This is a genomic window from Chromobacterium phragmitis (genome assembly GCF_003325475.1).
GTDB classification, from domain to species: domain Bacteria; phylum Pseudomonadota; class Gammaproteobacteria; order Burkholderiales; family Chromobacteriaceae; genus Chromobacterium; species Chromobacterium phragmitis.
In genome coordinates, this window is the sequence record NZ_CP029495.1 from 1,130,871 (window position 1) to 1,149,141 (window position 18,271).

The following is an 18,271-nucleotide window of genomic DNA, read 5'->3' on the forward strand; positions in this document are numbered from 1 at the left end:
CGGACCCCCTCGCTATGGCACAACACATTCTGATCGTCGAGGACGACGCCAGGCTGGCCGAACTGATCGCCGCCTACCTGACCAAACACGGTTACCAAGTCAGCCTGCACGGCCGCGGCGACACCGCGCCCGCATTCATTTTGGAAACCCGTCCCGACCTGGTGGTGCTGGACGTGATGCTGCCGGGCAAGGAAGGCTTCGACGTCTGCCGCGAGGTGCGCCCGCACTACGGCGGCCGCATCCTGATGATGACGGCGCGCGACGAAGACGTGGACGAAATCCTGGGCCTGGAACTGGGCGCCGACGACTACCTGGCCAAGCCGGTGGAACCGCGCCGGCTGCTGGCCCGCGTGCGCGCGCTGTTGCGCCGCAGCGGCGCCCGCGCCGAAAACGGCGCCGTCGCAGTGGAAAACGACTGCATCGCCTTCGGCCAGTTCAATATCAGCCAGGCCACGCGCGAAGCGCTGCTGGGAGACGAGCAGATCGAGCTGACCACCGCCGAGTTCGACCTGTTGTGGCTGCTGGCCACCCACGCCGGCCAGGTGCTGTCGCGCGACGACATCATGAGCGAGCTGCGCGGCATCGGCTTCGATGGGTTGGATCGCTCGATCGACGCGCGCATCTCGCGGCTGCGCCGCAAGCTGGGCGACAACCCGGACGCGCCGGCCCGGATCAAGACCGTGCGCGGCAAGGGCTATCTGTTCTCGCGCAGCGACTGGGAATAAACGATGCCGTCTCCCAAGCCGCGCGGATGGTTCGTACCGTCGCTGGGTTCGCTGTTCGCCCGTTATTTCCTGATCACCATGCTGATCCAGTTGCTGATCATCATCGGCTTCGGCTTCCTGGTGACCAAGCTTTACGCCAGCAGCGACCAGGCTGGCAAGACCCTGTTCATGCGCGGCACGGTGTCGCTGCTGCAAGACCGGCTGCGCGAGCGGCCGCCAGAGCGCTGGGATGCGGAGCTGGAAGCCGCCACCAAACGCTTCAGTTATCCGGTCCGGCTATTGGAGCGGCCGCCGGCCGAATTGGGCGACAAGGCGCTGGCGGTGCTGGGCCACGGACAATCCTATCTGGACGCCGACAACCAGATTCTCTACGCGCCGGCGCCATCCAGCTCCAGACTGTTGGCGCTGGGTCCGCTGGACGAGCAAGCCAACGACAGCACCTGGATCAGCGAGGACATCGAAATATTGCTGATCTGGATGCTGCTGTCCGGCGCCACGCTCGGCACGCTGCTCTACTTCATTCTGCGGCCGCTGTGGACCGACCTGCTGGAGGTCCGCCGCACCGCCGAAGTGTTCGCCGAAGGCGATTTCACCGCCCGCGCCCGCTCGGCCAAGAGCCGGCTGTTCGCGCCGCTGCCGCTGGCCTTCAACAGCATGGCCTCCCGGCTGGAGCGGCAGATGGAGACGCGCCAGGCGCTGTCGCACGCCATCGCCCACGAAATCCGCACGCCCATCGCCCGGCTGCGATTCGGCCTCACCATGCTGGAAGAGGAGGAGGACGCGGGAGAGTGGAAGCGCTACCGGGACGGCATGGAGCGCGACCTGCAAGAGCTGGAGGAACTGATCAGCACCAGCATGGAGTTCGCCAAGCTCAAGCGCAGCGAAGTGCCGCTGCATCTGGAAACCATCGACCTGTTCGACTGGTTCGACGACCTGATCGATCTGGTCACCCCGCTGAAGCCGCCTCACCTGGCGCTGACGCTGGACTGTCCGCGCGAAGACGGCGCCTTCGACCGCAAGCTGATGTACATCGCCAGCCGCAACCTGCTCCTCAATGCATTCAAATACGCGCAGTCCCAAGTGCGGATGCGGGTCTATCACCAAGGCTCGCAGCTGATCGTCGAGGTCGACGACGATGGCTGCGGCATTCCCGAGGCGGATCGCGACAAGGTATTCGAGCCCTTCCTCAGGCTGGACCGCAGCCGCGACCGCGCCACCGGCGGTCATGGCCTGGGCCTGTCCTTCGTCCGCCTGATCGCCGAGCACCACCACGGCCACGCCAGCGCCGGCTCCAGCGACCTGGGCGGCGCCCGCTTCCGCATGATCATTGCGCAACCTGCCCCTTGCGGGCAATAAGTCACTCATTGTCACAAAGCATCGACAGGAAGCCAACAGACCCCATTGTCCTGATTCCCGATAATACCCATCATCGAACAATCAGGAATATGCAGAATGGTTTCCACACGACCGGCGGCGCTGCTGGTGCATGGACTCGGCGGCACCGCTTATGATCTGGGCGCGTTGGGCCGCACGCTGGAAGACGCCGACATCGTTACCCACTCCCCCGCGTTGCCCGGCCATGGCGGCACGCCGGAGGATCTGCTCGGCGTGCGCTGGCAGGAGTGGGTGGAAAGCATTCGCGCCGAATACCGCGCGCTGAAGGCCAAGCACAAGGTGGTGCATCTGGCCGGCGTCTGCCTGGGCGGCCTGGTGGCCCTGGAAGTCGCGCGGCTGGAAAAACACCAGGACAAGCTGGCGCTGTACGCGCCCCCGATGTTCTTGGACGGCTGGAGCCTGCCCAAGCTGACCTGGCTACGCCATGCGGTCTACCATATTCCCGGCCTTGCCAAGAAAATGCGCGTGCCGGAAGTTTCGCCATTCGGCATCAAGAACGCTCGCATCCGCCGAGCCATCCAACAGCGCTTCGAGCGCGGCGACCGCTTCCACTACGCCTATATTCCGCTGGCCTGCATCCGCGAAGTGGATGGCCTGCGCCGCCAGTTGATGCGCCACCTGCCGGAAATCACCTGTCCGACGCTGATCGTCCACGCCGACGAGGACGACATCACCAGCCCGCGCTCCGCGCACCATCTGATGCAGTATCTGGGCGGCCCGGTCGATTTCATGCCGCTGTCCAACAGCTACCACATGGTGATGGTGGACAACGAGCGCGCCGAAGTGCTGCAGCGCAGCCTGAAGTTCTTCAACGCGCCGCCGCGGCCGCAACCGGTAGAGCAATCCTGCGGCTGGACCGCCTTCGCCGCCGCCTGAGCCACCTCCCATGAAATCCAAACCGCCCGTTATCGGGCGGTTTGTTTTTCCACCAAAGGCATAAGTTCATGTCGAATAATTCATGTAAGAATGATTTTACATATCGTTACACAACTCTTCCATAGCACATCACAATCACGTACATACGAGATGCGGCAATAGCTTGCAGAATGGCGGTTGATTCATCAACTTAAGCAGTGAACCCGTCATGAAAAAAATCATCGCAGCCTCCGTGTTGAGCCTGGCAGCTCTTTCCGCCCACGCCGCAGAACAAGGCGCCTACGTATTCGGCAATCTGGGCTACAATTTCGCCAAGCCGAAGAAATTGGACACCCATGGCATTGAAGGCCTCAGCTCGAGCCATTCCGCAGCCGGCGGCAGCTGGGAACTGGGCGGCGGCTACCGCTTCAACGACCATTTCGCCCTCGAGGCCTCTTATGCCGACTTCGGCAAGGCCAAGACCTCGGTAGCCGCGCGCACAGACGATGCCAACGGCAACGCGGGCGTCGCGCTGGAAACTACCGCCCTGCGCCTGGCCGCAGTCGGCATCCTGCCGGTCACCAGCGAACTGGACCTCTTCGGCAAAGTCACGCTGAACCAGATGTACTTCAACGCTTCTGCCAACGCCAGCGTCAGCATCCCGAAACTGGGCTTTGAAACCGCCGGCTCCGCCAGCGAAAAACAAAGCCGCCTGCGCCCCGGCATCGGCCTCGGCGCCGCATACAAGATCAACAAGCAACTGTCGCTGCGCGGCGAATACGAATATGTATCGCTGCCGAACTGGGCGGTGAACGGCCAAAGCGTCATGCAGACGGGCATGCACGTCCTCAAAGCCGGCGTGAACTATAGCTTCTAAGCCTTGCCGATCAGGACAGCCCGCCTTGCGGGCTGTTTTTGTTTTCCGCCAGCTGAACGTCATGCCTCAATCACTCTGTTACAATTCCCGCCAACTTTGTGATCTGGATACCGCAATGAGCCACCCGCACAGCGACGCCGTGAAATCCTTCCTGCTGGACCTGCAAGACCGCATCTGCGCGGCGCTGGAACAGGCCGACGGCAAAGCCCAGTTCGCCGAGGACGCCTGGAGCCGCGAGGCCGGCGGCGGCGGGCGCAGCCGGGTGCTGAAGGATGGCGAGGTGTTCGAGCAAGCCGGCGTCAATTTTTCCCACGTCCACGGCGACGCGTTGCCAGCGTCCGCCACCGCGCACCGGCCGGAGCTGGCCGGCCGCCGCTTCGAGGCGATGGGCGTATCGCTAGTGATCCATCCGTCCAATCCGCACGTGCCCACCAGCCACGCCAACGTGCGCTTCTTCATCGCGGAAAAGGACGGCGAGGCGCCGGTGTGGTGGTTCGGCGGCGGCTTCGACCTGACCCCTTATTACCCGCAAGAAGAAGACGCCGTGCACTGGCATACGGTGGCGCGCGACCTGTGCGCGCCGTTTGGCGGCGAGGTCTATCCGCGCTACAAGACATGGTGCGACGAATACTTCCACCTGAAGCACCGCAACGAAGCCCGCGGCATCGGCGGCCTGTTCTTCGACGACCTCAACGAATGGGGCTTCGACAAGAGCTTCGCCTTCACCCGCGCCGTCGGCGACGGCTACCTGAACGCCTACCTGCCCATCGTCGCGCGGCGCAAGGAACAGGCCTGGGGCGACCGCGAACGCCAGTTCCAGCTATACCGCCGCGGCCGCTACGTCGAATTCAACCTGGTCTGGGACCGCGGCACGCTGTTCGGCCTGCAGTCGGGCGGCCGCACCGAATCGATACTGATGTCGATGCCGCCGCTGGTCCGCTGGGAATACGGCTACCAGCCAGAGCCGGGCAGCCCGGAAGCCAGGCTGTACACCGACTTCCTGCCGCCGCGCGATTGGGTGTGATCAGGCCGGCGTGGCTGGCGGCTTGGGAATGTGCCGCAGCCAGCGCAGCGTCCTGTCTTTCTCCTCAGGCGAGCACCCCCGACGCGCCCCGGCAATCGTGATGACGCAGCCCTGCTCGGTCCATTGCAACTCGCTGCGCCGCCCATTTTCCTCCACGCTCATCGCAAGCCAGGCGCCCGTGCCAAACCGCGGGGCGGCGCCTGCGGCGTCCACTTTCCCCTGCACAGACAGCGTGATCTGCCGGCCATCCGCCTGATAACGGTACTCCTGACTCGCAGCGCGCTGCTCCGCGGGCACCGGCGGGGGCAACGGGGGGGGATTGCCGATTGCGGCCATCTATCTCTCCTTGTCTTATGCTTAAAAAACGCCCAGGCGATCAAAGCCCAGATTGAACTTGGCGAACAACACATGGCTACGGACGGCGCTTTCCGTTCCGCCCATTCCGGCCTGTACGCCATCCAGGCCTTGCCCCACGCCCAAATACAGCGATGAGCGCGGTGTCGGCAACCAGGTCAGCATCACTTGCCAATCCCGGCTACGCTCGCTGGCATTGAATCCGCCCGGAGTCTCGTAGCGGGGCAGAGAGCGCTCCAGTTGCCACCATCTCACAATTGCGCGCAGATACAGCCTAGGGCTCCAGAAGTAATAGCCGCGCGCATCATTCGCCGTTTCGCGGCTCACCTTGCTGCCCGCCACGTGGAGCTCGCGCCAGTTGCGCTGCCATTCCAGCCGCACCGACTGCCAGGGGGCGACGCTCAGATCGAACTTCCATCGCTGCTGTCGTCCCTGGCGCGCATTTTCGCGGTCGATATCCCCGCTGAACACCGCCCCACCGCTCAGGCTCCAGTGTTCGCTGGGCGCGGCCGCCGCAACCCACTCCACACCGCTGAGCGAATAATCCTGCCCCTGAAAACGGCGCCGCTTGTCCATCAACCATACCGTAGCGTTGCTTTGACCGATGCCTGACATTGACAGCCACAACTGCGCGTTTCGCTCGATAGGCTCATCCTCCAGCGTGCGCCGCCGCGACCAATCCAGGCCGGCATCGTACTCATTGATCGCCGCACCAGGCTGCTGCCTGAAAATGCGCTTGAACGCCATGCCTTGTTGCTGCATGTCCACCCGGGGCATATACCCCAGGTCGGCACGGAAATCCGGCGTGATGCGCTGCCACCACAGCTTGTTGTCCCAGTCATCCGTCGAGTAGCCCAGCCGGGCATGCCAGGCCCTGCCTGCATGGCTTTGCGCATCTCGCCACGGCTCTTCGCTGCGCGAAGCCAGCACAGAGCCGTCCACCCAGAGCGAACGACCCAACCCCGCTTTGCCATCCATGCCCAACAGCCGGTTGCTGTAATCCCCGGCCTCTCGTCCCGTCAAGGTCAGCCCGAGCCATGTGTCGTTATTGACAACCTGGCGATAGCGCACGGCCAAGTTGCGGCTGGCCTGCTCCGCGCCGTCCATTTTCCGGTAAGCAAAGTTGTTGGAGCCGAACGGCCCCGGCTGCAGCATCTGGGTATGCTTGTCATCGGCGTAAAACCAGGCAAGCGATTGTCGCTGCAGATTCAACTGCCCGGACAAGGCCAGCTCTGGCTCCCCGATCGCGCGCGAGTAAAAAGGCCGCAGCAGCTGCGTGAACGGCTGGCCGGCATCGACGAAAAAAGCCCGTTTCTCGTCATAATCGAAGGCGTCGATCGCACCGCCCGATAAACGCAAGGAATCCGACTCGATCTGCGAAAAATCCGGCCGCCAAGTCAGCGCCGCGTTAAAACCGGGTCGAGGCCGCCAATTCAGGTCAAGCCCGCCATGCCAACGAGTCCTCGCTCCCATGCAGGAACCGTCGTCTCCGCGTTGCCCCTGCAAGGAAAGCCTGCCCTCAATCTGCCCCATATCCCAATCATCGCCAAGCCGGACCGGTACGGACTGCATGGCGCAGACAAAACAAGATTCACCTGGCTGCCGGGATATGCTGGATAGGCGATGCCGCACTTCCCGAGGCCACCAGCGGACCAGCTCCACGGCCCACTGCGGTTCTGTTTCCGCCGTTAACGGCAGCTGCGACAAGGGTATGCGGAAACTGGCCCGCCAACCGTTGGCTTCGCGCTCCACGCCGGACCACCACTTGCCATTCCAATCGGCGTTCCACTCCCGGCGCGCTTCGCTCCAATGCTCATCCATCTGCACACCGCCCGCCGATACGTAAAAAGCGAACGCCTCTCCGCCGGTGCGTCCCGCAGGCGCGAGCACGATGCCTACCGCATCTTCCCCATCGATGTTGTCACGCTCCCGCGGATGGGCGCGCAGCAAAGCCATGTCGCGTTCCTCCGCCTGGAAACGCAGCCACAGAACCCCATCCTGTACCTTGAACTCCCCCCGTGTTGCCACCGCTGCCGGAAGATTGACCCCCGGCTCAGTCTCGTAGGCCAGATCGAACGAATGGGCATCGGACCAATCGACAGCCGGCTCCGGAGCCTCCTTCCCTTGGACAGCACAAGATAAAAGCGACATAAACATCAGCGCGCGCCATTGCGGGCCGCGCCTCACCCATGCCCCCCCGCATCCGCCGCTGCGCACCGCTGCTTATCGCAGAACGCCCTCAACAGCGCATCGAATCGCCCTGTATCCCAGGTGCTGGATATGAAATGGCTGAACGAGGCAAAGCAAACGCTTTCGCCATTGATAAAATAGAGAATTTCCCCAAAACAGCCGCCCAATGCGCGCGTGATCGACACACTCGCCTCGCCAAGCCAGGAAGGAATGGCGATGTCACCGCAAGGCTGGAACAAGACGCCGTCGCCCAGCACCGCGCATGCCACCGGAACGCCTTCGGGACGCTCTACAGAAAAGGTATGCCACAAGGCATCCGGCCGCTTATTCGGTTTCCAGCTGCGCGAATCGAATGGCGACTTGTACACCACAGAAGAAAAATCACGGACCTCGGGATACGATCTGCCAAACGCATAGTCGTATCGCGGCGTGGCCAAAGGAAACGGCAGGCTCCGCGCTCGCTTCCACTGCAGGAATAACGGCAAATAATCCCCGCACAGCGCATACATGCCGGGACGGGAGGAACAAGACGCCACCTCGGCCAACGCCTGCCGAAAATACACCTCGATTTCCGTCTGCGCGGCCACCGCATCGCCCGACGCCAACTCAAACAGCTTCTGGCTCATGAAAAGCCGGTTGATCAGAAAGACGCCATCCGGGACGACGGCTCCTGAATGCGAACCCCGCAGGAAAGACAGCCCGCGGTCGTCAACCTCGCATGACACGCCTGCCAGCATGTCTTCCGCCGCCAATGCTTCCAACTCCCATGCGACATCCATCCGCAGCAAGGAATTGACTACCTCATCCTGCGCATGCCGCGAGAAAAGAACTGCCATTCTTTTCATACCACGTCCTCTTTCAAGATTTCATTCAGGCATACGCGGCGCGGACATCGTCAGACATCACCCGGTACAAATCAAACAGCCAGGAAGGAGACTTGCCGCACTCGCGCAGGCAAGCATCCAGATGCTCCAGACGGAATCCGCGCGCGCATTTCGCCAGCAGGCTTTCCACCCGGCGCCTGTCGAATTCGGCGCTCGTCCGATACAACTTGAGATAAAAATGGAACAGCGCGAAGTAAATCAGAATGGCATGCGTGAACGCATTGTAAGGAATGGGGTTGCCCGACCAAGGCGAAACCGGTCGCAACTGCGCGGACTGCTCGTAAGCGACGAAAGAGCCATGCTGCAACTCATACATCGCAAAAAAATTATGCAGCGACTCATGAATCAACGTATCCACAAGGTCCACCACGGTATAGCGATCAAGCTGCGGATTCAGAATCCTCAACTCGCCGATATCGTTCGGATCGGTTTCCGCCGCCAGGATATCCAGTGAATGCTTTCTGCAAATGATTGTCCGCGTCGCATTGCGAATCAAGCGCCCGGCCAAGGGGGCCGCGGCATCGATCATCGCGAGCGCGGCTTGCAGCTTGTCAAAAACCCGCTCGCGCTGTTCATCGCTGAACGCCTCGGCCGGCAATGACATGGTGCTGCTGCCTATTTCCATTCGACGGCAGATGTCGCTATCGAAATCCACCTCTATCGAATCGCCCAGCATCCATGGCGACCGATCCCGCTTCTCCGCGGCGGCAATGGCCTGGATAGCCGTCCGGCAACCATGCTCGCTCAGCCCTGATGTCGCCTCCTTGAGCCGATGAAATACCCAAGGATCCAATAGCGTTCGCTCATCAGGTTCGACATCGCGATTCGTCTGCCACGCATGGTCCAAGCCATTGCAAGATGCGAACCAGAAGAGCTCCCTGGTCCAAGAACGCATCTTATGCAGATGCGCGACCAGCACATCATCCACAATAGGAGGTGTGCCCGCCTCCCATTTCAATAGGTAAAACAGCTGCGTAGCGCTCAAGTTCCAACGTCTCCAGCCTAAGAAATCAAATGGGCCACATGACGGTGGCCCACTCTCTGCTACGTCTCGGCCTTAGGCGTCAAAGCCGCTATTGCTGACGGATTGCAACAGCACGCCGCCATCCTCTCCAATCAGCGATTGCTGCTGCTGTTGCTGTTGCTGTTGCTGGCTTTCCTGAGCGCCGTGGTGCACGGCTTGCTCCACCGAGGCAACCATCGTGCTCTTCGCGGCAGCTTGCGCCGGAGCGACGCTCATAACGGATGCAGCCGCCAGCAATGCGGGAATCAGTACTTTTTTCATGAATTTCTCCTAAGTTTTTCGAATTATTCACACTGTGCGCTGCCAATTGCGCAAAAAAATACTAATTTATGACATATGACTAAGTCAACGCATTTCTTACTGCTTCAAACTGCATCAGTGCGGAAATCCTTCGCCCTTGAAAGTGCAATCCAGTGACTCCAGGCAAAACCGCAAGCCGGCAGCAATGACAACTACGATCGCATCGCCATGCGCCACCACGAGAAGCCACTAACCCAAGCGCAAGCTTGTCTCGTCACACAGCGCACACTTACAAAGGGTGGGGGATGAGGTATCCTAGCGGATTGGTACAACCACTAAGCACACGCCATCCTCTCATTTACGATGAGCCAGACTTCCGCTATTCATCCCCGCCCCATTTCCCGCAAGATCGAGACCGCGCTATGGCTGCTGTTCGCGCTGATCTGGTTCGGCAGCCTGGGCTACCGCGGCCTGATCCACGCCGATGAAGGCCGCTACGCGACGATCTCGCTGTTCATGCTGCACAGCGGCGACTGGATCACGCCCCGCCTCAACGGCCTGCTCTATTTCGAGAAACCCGTCCTGCAATACTGGATGGGGGCGTTGAGCTTCGCCGCCTTCGGCGTCAACGAGTTCGCCGCCCGCTTCTGGCCGGGACTGACCGGCTTCCTCAGCGTGGCGGCGGTGTCGCTGACCGCGCGGCGGCTGTGGGGCACCGACGCCGGGCGCTACGCGGCGCTGGCTGCCGGCGGCATGGCCTGGATCGTCGCCAATAGCCATTTCCTGTCGCTGGACATGGGCGTGAGCTTCTTCCTGACCGTGGCGCTGTGCGGCTTCCTGCTGGCGCAACGCGAGGACGCCGGCCACGAGGAAACCCGCTGGGCGATGTGGCTGACCTGGGCGGCGATGGCCGGCGCCACGCTGAGCAAGGGCCTGATCGGCCTGCTGATCCCCGGCGCCGCCCTGGTGCTGTACAGCCTGGTCAACTGGCAATGGGCGTTCTGGAAACGGATGCACTGGCTCAGCGGCCTGGCGCTGTTCTTCGCGCTCACCGCGCCGTGGTTCGTGCTGGTTTCGGAGCGCAATCCGGACTTCGCCCACTTTTTCTTCATCCGCGAGCACTTCGAGCGCTTCCTCACCACCGAGCACAAACGCACCGGCGCGCCGTGGTACTTCGTGCCCTATTTGATCCTGGGCCTGCTGCCGTGGACCACGCTGCTGCCGCGCATGGTCAAGGATGCCTGGGCCGACCGCGCCGCCGGCCTGCGCATCGGCCGCCTGCTGCTGATCTGGTGTGTGTTCATCTTCGCCTTCTTCAGCAAGTCCAGCTCCAAGCTGCCGTCCTACATCCTGCCGATGTTCCCGGCGCTGGCGCTGATGCTGGCCCATAGCCTCAGCCGGATGCAGCCGGCCGAGCTGAAGAAACACATCCTGCTGCCTGCGCTGCTATGGCTGGCGCTGCTCGCCGCCTGGCCGTTCGCCGGCCGCTTCGCCAGCGTCGACTCGCCGCCTGACGTGATCCTGCCCTTCGCCCATTTCATCGCCGCCGGCGCGGCGGCGTTCCTGATCGCGGCGGTCTTGGCCTGGCGCGCGCTGGGGAAACAGCGGATGCTGGCCGCCCTCGCCGCGCTGTCCTTCGGCAGCCTGATCGCGGTGACGCTGGCGGCCAGCGGCCACGACAGCTACGGCCGCCTGAAAGGCAGCAAGGAAATCGTCGCCCAGATCCAGCCCTACCTGACGCCGGACAGCGAAATCTACTCGGTCCGCTACTACGATCAGACCTTCCCCTACTACGTGGGCCGTCCGGTGACGCTGGTGGATTTCGTCGACGAGTTCGAATTCGGCGAGGGTCAGGAGCCTCAGCGCTGGATGCCGCGGCTGGAACAGTTCGCCGCCGCCTGGCGCGCCGCGCCCAAAGCGGTGGCGATGATGACGGACAGCACCTTCCAAGAGCTGCGCAAGCAAGGCTTGCCGATGAAGGTGATTTATCAGGATCCGCGGCGAATGGCGGTCGCCAAGCCATAGTCCGCGGGACCGGCCGCGTTTTGAAAGCGAGTGCATGAAGCTGATTGAATTCGGATTGATACTGTTCGGCGTGTTGCTCAACGCCGCCGCGCAGCTGTGTTTGAAGGCCGGCGTGCGCCAGATCGGCCATTTCGACTTTTCCGTGGCGAACGCCTGGCCGATAGGCTGGTCGCTGGCCACCAACCTGCCCATCATCGGCGGCCTATCCTGCTACGTGGTCAGCGTGATGGTATGGATCATGGCGCTGTCGCGCGTGGAGGTCAGCATCGCCTACCCGATGCTGTCCATCGGCTATGTGGTCAACGCGCTGCTTGCCTACTGGATGTTCGGCGAGGCGCTCACCGCGCAAAAGCTGATCGGCATCGCCGTCATCATCGTCGGCGTGGTGCTGGTCGCCCGCAGCTGAGATAAAGGTTAGACATGGAATTCCTGCCCTTCACCCGCCCCGCGATAGACGAGGACACCATCGCCGCCGTCGGCGAGGTATTGCGTTCCGGCTGGATCACCACCGGCCCGCGCTGCCAGCAACTGGAAGCCGAGCTGTCCGCCTTCTGCGGCGGCCGCCCGGTGCGGCTGGCGGCGTCGGCCACCGCCGCGCTGGAAATGGCGCTGCAGATCGCCGGCGTCGGTCCCGGCGACGAAGTCATCACTTGCCCGCTGAGCTGGATCGCCACCGCCAACGTCATCATGAAGGTGGGCGCGACGCCGGTGTTCGTCGACGCCGATCCGGCCACCCGCAACATCGACCTGGCCAAGATCGAAGCCGCGATCACGCCGCGCACCCGCGCCATCATCCCGGTGGACCTGGCCGGCCTGCCGGTGGACCGCGACCGGCTGTACGGCATCGCCCGCCGCCACAAGCTGCGCGTGGTCGAAGACGCCGCCCAAGCCATGGGCGCCGGCTGGAACGGCCAGGCCATCGGCCGCGGCGGCGATCTGGTGTCGTTCAGCTTCCACGCCAACAAGAACATGACCAGCGGCGAAGGCGGCTGCCTGGTGCTGAACAACGCGGAAGAAGCGCGGCTGTTCGAGAAGCTGCGGCTGCAGGGCGTCACCCGGCTGCCGGACGGCACCATGGACGTGGACGTGCTGGGCGGCAAGGCCAATATGACCGACATCGCCGCTGTGATCGGCCTCGGCCAGCTGAAACAGCTGGATGGCTTCAACGCCCGCCGCCGCGAGCTGGCCCGGCTGTATTTCCAGCATTTCGACCGCTCGCTGGGCTGCGAACTGCCGCCGGAAGACTTTGCGAACAGCAACTGGCACATGTTCCAGCCGCTGCTGCCGCTGGAGCGCATGAGCATCAGCCGCGGCGAATTCATCGCGCGCATGAAGGCCGAGCACATCGGCGTCGGCGTCCACTATCCAGCGATGCACCTGTTCGCCTTGTTCCGCGACAAAGGCTACGCCGAAGGGCAATATCCCGTAGCCGAAGACATCGGCGCCCGCACCGTCACGCTGCCGCTGTTCCCCGCGATGCGCGACGAAGACGTGCTCCGCGTCTGCCAAACCTTCAGCGCCGCGCTGCGCGCCGTTTTACACTAAGAGACATGAATACCGCCATCAACCTTTCCGTCGTCATCCCGGTCTACAACGAGCAGGACGTGCTGCAGGCGCTGTTCGACCGCCTGTACCCGGCGCTGGACGCGCTGAACCTGCGCTATGAGATCGTGTTCGTCAACGATGGCAGCCGCGACAAGAGCGCGGCCATGCTGGCCGACCAATTCGGCCTGCGGCCCGACGTCACCCGCGTGGTGCTGTTCAACGGCAACTTCGGCCAGCACCGCGCCATCCTCGCCGGCTTCGAGCACAGCCGCGGCGAGCGCGTGGTGACGCTGGACGCCGATCTGCAGAATCCGCCGGAAGACATCCAGCTGCTGTTGGCCGAGATGGACAAGGGCCATGACTACGTCGGCTCCATCCGCCGCCAGCGCAACGACAGCATGTGGCGCCACCTGGCCAGCCGGGCGATGAACCGCCTGCGCGAGAAGCTGACCCGGATCAAGATGACCGACCAGGGCTGCATGATGCGCGCCTACAGCCGCCGCATCATCGACACCATCAATCAGTGCAACGAGCTGCATACCTTCATCCCGGCGCTGGCCTACCAGTTCGCGCAGCATCCGACCGAGGTGGTCGTCGGCCATGAAGAGCGCTTCGCCGGCGAGTCCAAATACTCGCTGTACAGCCTGATCCGCCTGAACTTCGACCTGATGACCGGCTTCTCCATCGTGCCGCTGCAATGGTTTTCGCTGATGGGCATGGCGGTGTCGGCCGGCTCGGGCATCCTGGTGGCATACCTGGTCCTGCGCCGCCTGATCATCGGTCCGGAAGAAGGCGGCCTGTTCACGCTGTTCGCCATCGCCTTCTTCCTGATCGGCATCGCGCTGTTCGGCATCGGCCTGTTGGGCGAATACATCGGCCGCATCTACCAGGAAGTGCGCTCGCGGCCTCGCTACGTGATCCAGGCGGTGCTGGAACAGAAGGAGAAACAGGCATGAGCCGCGCCGTCGTCTTCGCCTACCACAACGTCGGCGTGCGCTGCCTGAAAGCGCTGATCGGCCGCGGCGTGGATGTCGCGCTGGTGGTGACCCACCAGGACAACCCCAACGAAAACATCTGGTTCTCCAGCGTGGCCCAGACGGCGCGCGAATACGGCATCCCGGTCATCACGCCGGACGACCCGAATGCGCCGGAGGTGGTGGAACAGGTCCAGGCCTGCCAGGCGGATTTCCTGTTCTCCTTCTACTACCGCCACATGCTGAAAGCGCCGCTGTTGGAGGCCGTCAAACGCGGCGCCTACAATATGCACGGCTCGCTGCTGCCCAAGTACCGCGGCCGCGTGCCGATCAACTGGGCGATCATCCACGGCGAAGCCGAAACCGGCGCCACGCTGCACCAGATGAACGTCAAGCCGGACAACGGCCCCGTCGTCGACCAGATGGCGGTGCCCATCCTGCCGGACGACAGCGCCGACGAAGTGTTCGCCAAGGTGACGGTGGCGGCGGAAATGGTGCTGTGGCGCAGCCTGCCCGGCCTGATGGACGGCAGCGCCCCGCATGCGCAGCAGGATCTAAGCCTGGGCGGCTATTTCGGCGGCCGCAAGCCGGAAGACGGCCGCATCGACGGACAAGCTTCCGCGGCAGCTTTGCACAACTTCGCGCGCGCGCTGGCCCGGCCCTTCCCCGGCGCCTTCGCCGATACCCAGGCCGGCCGCCTGCTATTGTGGAAAACACTGCGCGCCGGCATCGATTCGCCTGTTGAGCGCGCCGAAATTTATGCCGCCGACGGCAGGCTGTGGCTGCGCTGCGCCGATGGCGGCCGCCTGACGGTGCTGGAGGCGGAGCTAGACGGGCAGCCTCTGACCGCCGGCAATTTCTCCGCCCGCGTCGAAGCTGGCGCACTAAGGCTGTGAACGATTACCGAATTCGATTTTCCGCCTGCGGGCGAGTAAGGACTTGATAATGAAAAAAGTACTGATCCTGGGCGTGAACGGCTTCATCGGCCACCACCTGACCAAGCGCATCATCGAAACCACCGACTGGCACATCTACGGCATGGACATGCACGATGACCGCGTGGCCGAATGGAAAGACCACCCCCGCTTCCACTTCTTCGAAGGCGACATCACCATCAACAAGGAGTGGATCGAATACCACGTCAAGAAGTGCGATGTGGTGCTGCCGCTGGTAGCCATCGCCACCCCGTCCACCTACGTCAACAACCCGCTGCGCGTGTTCGAGCTGGACTTCGAGGCCAACCTGCCCATCGTCCGCCAGTGCGTGCAGTACAAGAAGCACCTGGTGTTCCCGTCCACCTCGGAAGTCTACGGCATGTGCCACGACGACGAGTTCGACCCTGAAAACTCCGAACTGATCTGCGGCCCGATCAGCAAGCCGCGCTGGATCTACTCCTGCTCCAAGCAGTTGATGGACCGCGTGATCCACGCCTACGGCATGCAGGAAGGCTTGAATTACACGCTGTTCCGCCCGTTCAACTGGATCGGCGGCGGCCTGGACAACATCAACACGCCGAAGGAAGGCTCCAGCCGCGTGATCACCCAGTTCCTGGGACACATCGTGCGCGGCGAGACCATCAAGCTGGTCGACGGCGGCCACCAGAAGCGCGCGTTCACCTACGTCGACGACGGCATCGCCGCGCTGATGAAAATCATCGAAAACCAGGACGGCAAAGCCAGCGGCCAGATCTACAACATCGGCAACCCGAGCAACAACTACTCCATCCGCGAACTGTCGCAAATGATGCTGGACCTGGCGCGCGTCTACCCGGAATACCAACTGAACGCCGACAAGGTGCAAGTGGTGGAAACCACCTCCGGCGCCTACTATGGCAACGGTTACCAGGACGTGCAGAACCGCGTGCCGAAGATCGCCAACACCATGGCCGACCTGGACTGGAAGCCGAGCGTGACCATGCAGGACGCGCTCAAGGGCATCTACGACTACTACCGCGACCAGGTGGCGGCCAGCCGCGACCTGTCGCAGTAAATACCGCCTCGCCGATCACGCCCCGGCCCGCCGGGGCGTTTTGCTTTATGGCCAAAGCGCACGGCAAGCCCGCCGCGCGGTAAAATTGCCCGCGATTCCGAACACTTGAAGCCAGCACAACAATGAAAAAACTCGCCCTGAAGATAGACGTCGACACCTGGCGCGGCACCCGCGAAGGCGTGCCGCGGCTGATGGAGGCGCTGAAGCGGCATGACGCCGGCGCCACCTTTCTGTTCAGCCTGGGCCCGGACCATACCGGCCGCGCGATCAAGCGCGTATTCCGGCCCGGCTTCCTGTCCAAGGTATCGCGCACGTCAGTCGTAGAACACTATGGCATCCGCACGCTGCTGTACGGCACCGTGCTGCCGGGACCGGACATCGGCCGCCGCGAAGCCGCGCTGCTGCGCTCGGTTCGCGACGCCGGCTTCGAGGTGGGCATCCACTGCTGGGACCACATCAAGTGGCAGGACCACGTGGCAGCCAAGGACGCGGTGTGGACGCGCGCCGAGATGCACAAGGCATCCAAACGCTTCCGGGAAATTTTCGGCGAAGATGCGCGCACTCACGGCGCCGCCGGATGGCAGATCAACGACGCCGCGCTGGCCTATCAGCAGGAGCTGGGCATGCGCTACGCGTCCGATGGCCGCGGCAGCCATCCGTTCCAGCCGCTGGACGCCGCCGGCCGCCCGCTGGGCGTGCCGCAGCTGCCCACCACGCTGCCGACGCTGGACGAGCTGATCGGCCTGGACGGCCTGACCAACGACAACGTCCACGAGCATCTGCTGAAACTGACCGAGGCCGAAACCGCCACCGGCCATGTCTACACCCTGCACGCCGAGCTGGAAGGCATGCGGCTGCTGGAAGTGTTCGAGCGGCTGCTCGCCGGCTGGAAGCGGCAAGGCTACCAGCTGGTTAGCTGCCTGGACCTGTTCAACAGCCAGGATCTCGCCAGCCTGCCGGCTGGCCGGGTGGTGATGGGAGAGATACCCGGCCGCAGCGGCACGCTGGCGCTGCAGGCCTGAGCCATATCGATTCATTCATAAAAAAACCCGCCACCGGCGGGTTTTTCGCGCCGCGAAAGCAGCGATCACGCGGCCTTCGGGGAGGCGCCGAATTGGTTGTCGCCTTGCTGGCTGTCCATCACGGTGAACACGAACAGGATGATGCCGCCCACCAGCGGCACGCAACTGATCAGCATCCACCAGCCGCTGCGGCCGATATCGTGCAGGCGGCGCACCAGCACGCCCCAGGCCGGCAGGATGGTGCCCAGCGCATACACTACGGTCAGGATGGGCACAGCCTGGCGCAGCACGACTTGGTCAAGCACTGCCAGCACGATGAGGGCGATCATCTGGAATAGTTGGAAAAGCCAGTATTCGCGGCGGCGCGCGCGGCCGCTGAAGTCGCAATATTTTTTCAGCGCGGTCAGATACCAGTTCATGGGGAGCCTTTTTCTATTGAAATGTGCAAGAGAATAATTTCAAACAAAACAACAAGAGCATTAATTTGCCCGAACAGCATGATAATAGGCTTGTAAGTCAATGTAAATTGTCCATTATGGAACTGTTCAAATTGCCATACAGGATTGAGGCCATGACTGAAATCCGGCTCGAACAAGTATTGCTGTACAGCACCATCTTCCACTATCTGGTGCTGATCCTGTGGTTCTGCCTGTTCTTCTACGCCCACGACGCGCTGTTCCGGCTGCAGCGCCGCTGGTTCCGCATCACCGAACCCGCATTCGATCTGCTCAACTACGGCGGCATCGGTCTCTACAAGATCCTGGTGTTCGTGTTCAATGTGGCGCCGTTGCTGGCGCTATGGCTGGCTTCGCGCTGAGCGCTTCCCGCGAAAAGCCGCTGACAAAATCCCTGATCCTGCGTTGCGCCCCTTGGCGTATGACTGGCTCATCCTGCGTCGACGCGCTTTGGTTCAGGTTCTCGGCGAGAGTTTGTTCACGGCGCTAGCGGCGCCCTCAATTTTCTTACGCCTCCAGGCAGACAGCCCCGCCGAGCCCAAACTGCGCCGCTCCTTTCCAGTCACCTCTGCCACCCACAGCATGCATGGCCTCGGCGCGCTCGCTCGATTCACCGTCCCAAGCTCGCAATATTTACATGGGTTAATTGTTGAAAATAAAATATCCTTCTGTGATCATCATCGCCTTCATGGA

General features: G+C 62.7%; 19 protein-coding genes. 13 read left to right on the top strand and 6 right to left on the bottom strand.

Features of this window, described 5'->3' with window-relative positions; all coding sequences use genetic code 11:
* Nucleotides 1-14: 14 nt before the first annotated feature.
* From DK842_RS05525 to hemF, 5 genes are all read left to right on the top strand, one after another.
* Nucleotides 15-725: a winged helix-turn-helix domain-containing protein gene (locus tag DK842_RS05525; protein WP_114060501.1), complete on the top strand. Its 711-nt coding sequence runs from the start codon at nucleotides 15-17 to the stop codon at nucleotides 723-725.
* A 3-nt stretch (nucleotides 726-728) separates the two neighbouring features.
* Nucleotides 729-2,081, top strand: a complete 1,353-nt coding sequence (locus DK842_RS05530; protein ID WP_114060504.1) for an ATP-binding protein — start codon at nucleotides 729-731, stop codon at nucleotides 2,079-2,081.
* A 96-nt stretch (nucleotides 2,082-2,177) separates the two neighbouring features.
* Nucleotides 2,178-2,996 (top strand): alpha/beta hydrolase, encoded by an 819-nt coding sequence (locus tag DK842_RS05535; protein WP_114060506.1) that lies wholly within the window; start codon nucleotides 2,178-2,180, stop codon nucleotides 2,994-2,996.
* Between the two features lie 208 nt (nucleotides 2,997-3,204).
* Nucleotides 3,205-3,852 carry an outer membrane protein gene (locus DK842_RS05540; RefSeq protein ID WP_114060508.1) on the top strand — a complete coding sequence of 216 codons (648 nt, stop codon included), beginning with the start codon at nucleotides 3,205-3,207 and terminating at the stop codon, nucleotides 3,850-3,852.
* Between the two features lie 115 nt (nucleotides 3,853-3,967).
* Complete coding sequence (gene hemF / locus DK842_RS05545; RefSeq protein WP_114060511.1) at nucleotides 3,968-4,876, top strand: oxygen-dependent coproporphyrinogen oxidase; 909 nt, start codon at nucleotides 3,968-3,970, stop codon at nucleotides 4,874-4,876.
* On the opposite strand, the gene DK842_RS05550 is transcribed toward hemF, so the two are convergent.
* The 5 genes from DK842_RS05550 to DK842_RS05575 all read right to left on the bottom strand — a co-directional run bounded on the left by DK842_RS05550 (nucleotide 4,877) and on the right by DK842_RS05575 (nucleotide 9,589).
* On the bottom strand, nucleotides 4,877-5,212 hold the full coding sequence (locus DK842_RS05550) for a hypothetical protein (protein WP_114060513.1): 336 nt from the start codon (nucleotides 5,210-5,212) through the stop codon (nucleotides 4,877-4,879). It abuts the gene before it with no gap.
* 21 nt (nucleotides 5,213-5,233) lie between these two features.
* Complete coding sequence (locus DK842_RS22890; protein ID WP_145963971.1) at nucleotides 5,234-7,387, bottom strand: DUF5916 domain-containing protein; 2,154 nt, start codon at nucleotides 7,385-7,387, stop codon at nucleotides 5,234-5,236.
* 26 nt (nucleotides 7,388-7,413) lie between these two features.
* Nucleotides 7,414-8,265 carry a hypothetical protein gene (locus tag DK842_RS05565; RefSeq protein ID WP_145963972.1) on the bottom strand — a complete coding sequence of 284 codons (852 nt, stop codon included), beginning with the start codon at nucleotides 8,263-8,265 and terminating at the stop codon, nucleotides 7,414-7,416.
* A 25-nt stretch (nucleotides 8,266-8,290) separates the two neighbouring features.
* Entirely contained in the window at nucleotides 8,291-9,289 is a 999-nt protein-coding gene (locus tag DK842_RS05570; protein WP_145963973.1) for a hypothetical protein, read from the bottom strand.
* A 72-nt stretch (nucleotides 9,290-9,361) separates the two neighbouring features.
* Complete coding sequence (locus DK842_RS05575; RefSeq protein WP_114060527.1) at nucleotides 9,362-9,589, bottom strand: hypothetical protein; 228 nt, start codon at nucleotides 9,587-9,589, stop codon at nucleotides 9,362-9,364.
* 342 nt (nucleotides 9,590-9,931) lie between these two features.
* Here DK842_RS05575 and DK842_RS05580 point away from each other — a divergent pair, with 342 nt between their 5' ends.
* The 7 genes from DK842_RS05580 to DK842_RS05610 all read left to right on the top strand — a co-directional run bounded on the left by DK842_RS05580 (nucleotide 9,932) and on the right by DK842_RS05610 (nucleotide 17,123).
* A complete protein-coding gene (locus tag DK842_RS05580; protein WP_114060530.1) occupies nucleotides 9,932-11,593 on the top strand; it encodes a glycosyltransferase family 39 protein in 1,662 nt (553 codons plus the stop codon).
* A 34-nt stretch (nucleotides 11,594-11,627) separates the two neighbouring features.
* Nucleotides 11,628-11,999: an SMR family transporter gene (locus DK842_RS05585; RefSeq protein ID WP_114060532.1), complete on the top strand. Its 372-nt coding sequence runs from the start codon at nucleotides 11,628-11,630 to the stop codon at nucleotides 11,997-11,999.
* 14 nt (nucleotides 12,000-12,013) lie between these two features.
* The gene (locus tag DK842_RS05590; RefSeq protein WP_114060535.1) at nucleotides 12,014-13,138 is read left to right on the top strand and encodes a DegT/DnrJ/EryC1/StrS family aminotransferase; all 1,125 of its coding nucleotides are present in this window, start codon (nucleotides 12,014-12,016) and stop codon (nucleotides 13,136-13,138) included.
* A 5-nt stretch (nucleotides 13,139-13,143) separates the two neighbouring features.
* Nucleotides 13,144-14,094, top strand: coding sequence for a glycosyltransferase (locus tag DK842_RS05595; RefSeq protein WP_114060538.1), 951 nt, complete (start codon nucleotides 13,144-13,146; stop codon nucleotides 14,092-14,094).
* The gene (locus DK842_RS05600; protein WP_114060540.1) at nucleotides 14,091-15,008 is read left to right on the top strand and encodes a formyltransferase; all 918 of its coding nucleotides are present in this window, start codon (nucleotides 14,091-14,093) and stop codon (nucleotides 15,006-15,008) included. The genes DK842_RS05595 and DK842_RS05600 overlap by 4 nt, the downstream gene beginning before the upstream one ends.
* Before the next feature lie 49 nt (nucleotides 15,009-15,057).
* On the top strand, nucleotides 15,058-16,101 hold the full coding sequence (locus tag DK842_RS05605; protein WP_114060543.1) for a bifunctional UDP-4-keto-pentose/UDP-xylose synthase: 1,044 nt from the start codon (nucleotides 15,058-15,060) through the stop codon (nucleotides 16,099-16,101).
* A gap of 122 nt (nucleotides 16,102-16,223) precedes the next feature.
* Nucleotides 16,224-17,123 (top strand): 4-deoxy-4-formamido-L-arabinose-phosphoundecaprenol deformylase, encoded by a 900-nt coding sequence (locus tag DK842_RS05610; protein ID WP_114060546.1) that lies wholly within the window; start codon nucleotides 16,224-16,226, stop codon nucleotides 17,121-17,123.
* A gap of 65 nt (nucleotides 17,124-17,188) precedes the next feature.
* On the opposite strand, the gene DK842_RS05615 is transcribed toward DK842_RS05610, so the two are convergent.
* Entirely contained in the window at nucleotides 17,189-17,542 is a 354-nt protein-coding gene (locus DK842_RS05615; protein ID WP_114060549.1) for a DUF805 domain-containing protein, read from the bottom strand.
* 152 nt (nucleotides 17,543-17,694) lie between these two features.
* Here DK842_RS05615 and DK842_RS05620 point away from each other — a divergent pair, with 152 nt between their 5' ends.
* The gene (locus DK842_RS05620; protein WP_114063631.1) at nucleotides 17,695-17,940 is read left to right on the top strand and encodes a DUF6868 family protein; all 246 of its coding nucleotides are present in this window, start codon (nucleotides 17,695-17,697) and stop codon (nucleotides 17,938-17,940) included.
* Nucleotides 17,941-18,271 lie beyond the last annotated feature (331 nt).

Bases quoted from the DNA above. Each gene is read 5' to 3' on its own strand.
- DK842_RS05525 (WP_114060501.1), top strand. From the start codon at position 15: ATGGCACAACACATTCTGATCGTCGAGGACGACGCCAGGCTGGCCGAA.
- DK842_RS05530 (WP_114060504.1), top strand. From the start codon at position 729: ATGCCGTCTCCCAAGCCGCGCGGATGGTTCGTACCGTCGCTGGGTTCG.
- DK842_RS05535 (WP_114060506.1), top strand. From the start codon at position 2,178: ATGGTTTCCACACGACCGGCGGCGCTGCTGGTGCATGGACTCGGCGGC.
- DK842_RS05540 (WP_114060508.1), top strand. From the start codon at position 3,205: ATGAAAAAAATCATCGCAGCCTCCGTGTTGAGCCTGGCAGCTCTTTCC.
- hemF (WP_114060511.1), top strand. From the start codon at position 3,968: ATGAGCCACCCGCACAGCGACGCCGTGAAATCCTTCCTGCTGGACCTG.
- DK842_RS05550 (WP_114060513.1), bottom strand. From the start codon at position 5,212: ATGGCCGCAATCGGCAATCCCCCCCCGTTGCCCCCGCCGGTGCCCGCG.
- DK842_RS22890 (WP_145963971.1), bottom strand. From the start codon at position 7,387: ATGTTTATGTCGCTTTTATCTTGTGCTGTCCAAGGGAAGGAGGCTCCG.
- DK842_RS05565 (WP_145963972.1), bottom strand. From the start codon at position 8,265: ATGAAAAGAATGGCAGTTCTTTTCTCGCGGCATGCGCAGGATGAGGTA.
- DK842_RS05575 (WP_114060527.1), bottom strand. From the start codon at position 9,589: ATGAAAAAAGTACTGATTCCCGCATTGCTGGCGGCTGCATCCGTTATG.
- DK842_RS05580 (WP_114060530.1), top strand. From the start codon at position 9,932: ATGAGCCAGACTTCCGCTATTCATCCCCGCCCCATTTCCCGCAAGATC.
- DK842_RS05585 (WP_114060532.1), top strand. From the start codon at position 11,628: ATGAAGCTGATTGAATTCGGATTGATACTGTTCGGCGTGTTGCTCAAC.
- DK842_RS05590 (WP_114060535.1), top strand. From the start codon at position 12,014: ATGGAATTCCTGCCCTTCACCCGCCCCGCGATAGACGAGGACACCATC.
- DK842_RS05595 (WP_114060538.1), top strand. From the start codon at position 13,144: ATGAATACCGCCATCAACCTTTCCGTCGTCATCCCGGTCTACAACGAG.
- DK842_RS05600 (WP_114060540.1), top strand. From the start codon at position 14,091: ATGAGCCGCGCCGTCGTCTTCGCCTACCACAACGTCGGCGTGCGCTGC.
- DK842_RS05605 (WP_114060543.1), top strand. From the start codon at position 15,058: ATGAAAAAAGTACTGATCCTGGGCGTGAACGGCTTCATCGGCCACCAC.
- DK842_RS05610 (WP_114060546.1), top strand. From the start codon at position 16,224: ATGAAAAAACTCGCCCTGAAGATAGACGTCGACACCTGGCGCGGCACC.
- DK842_RS05615 (WP_114060549.1), bottom strand. From the start codon at position 17,542: ATGAACTGGTATCTGACCGCGCTGAAAAAATATTGCGACTTCAGCGGC.
- DK842_RS05620 (WP_114063631.1), top strand. From the start codon at position 17,695: ATGACTGAAATCCGGCTCGAACAAGTATTGCTGTACAGCACCATCTTC.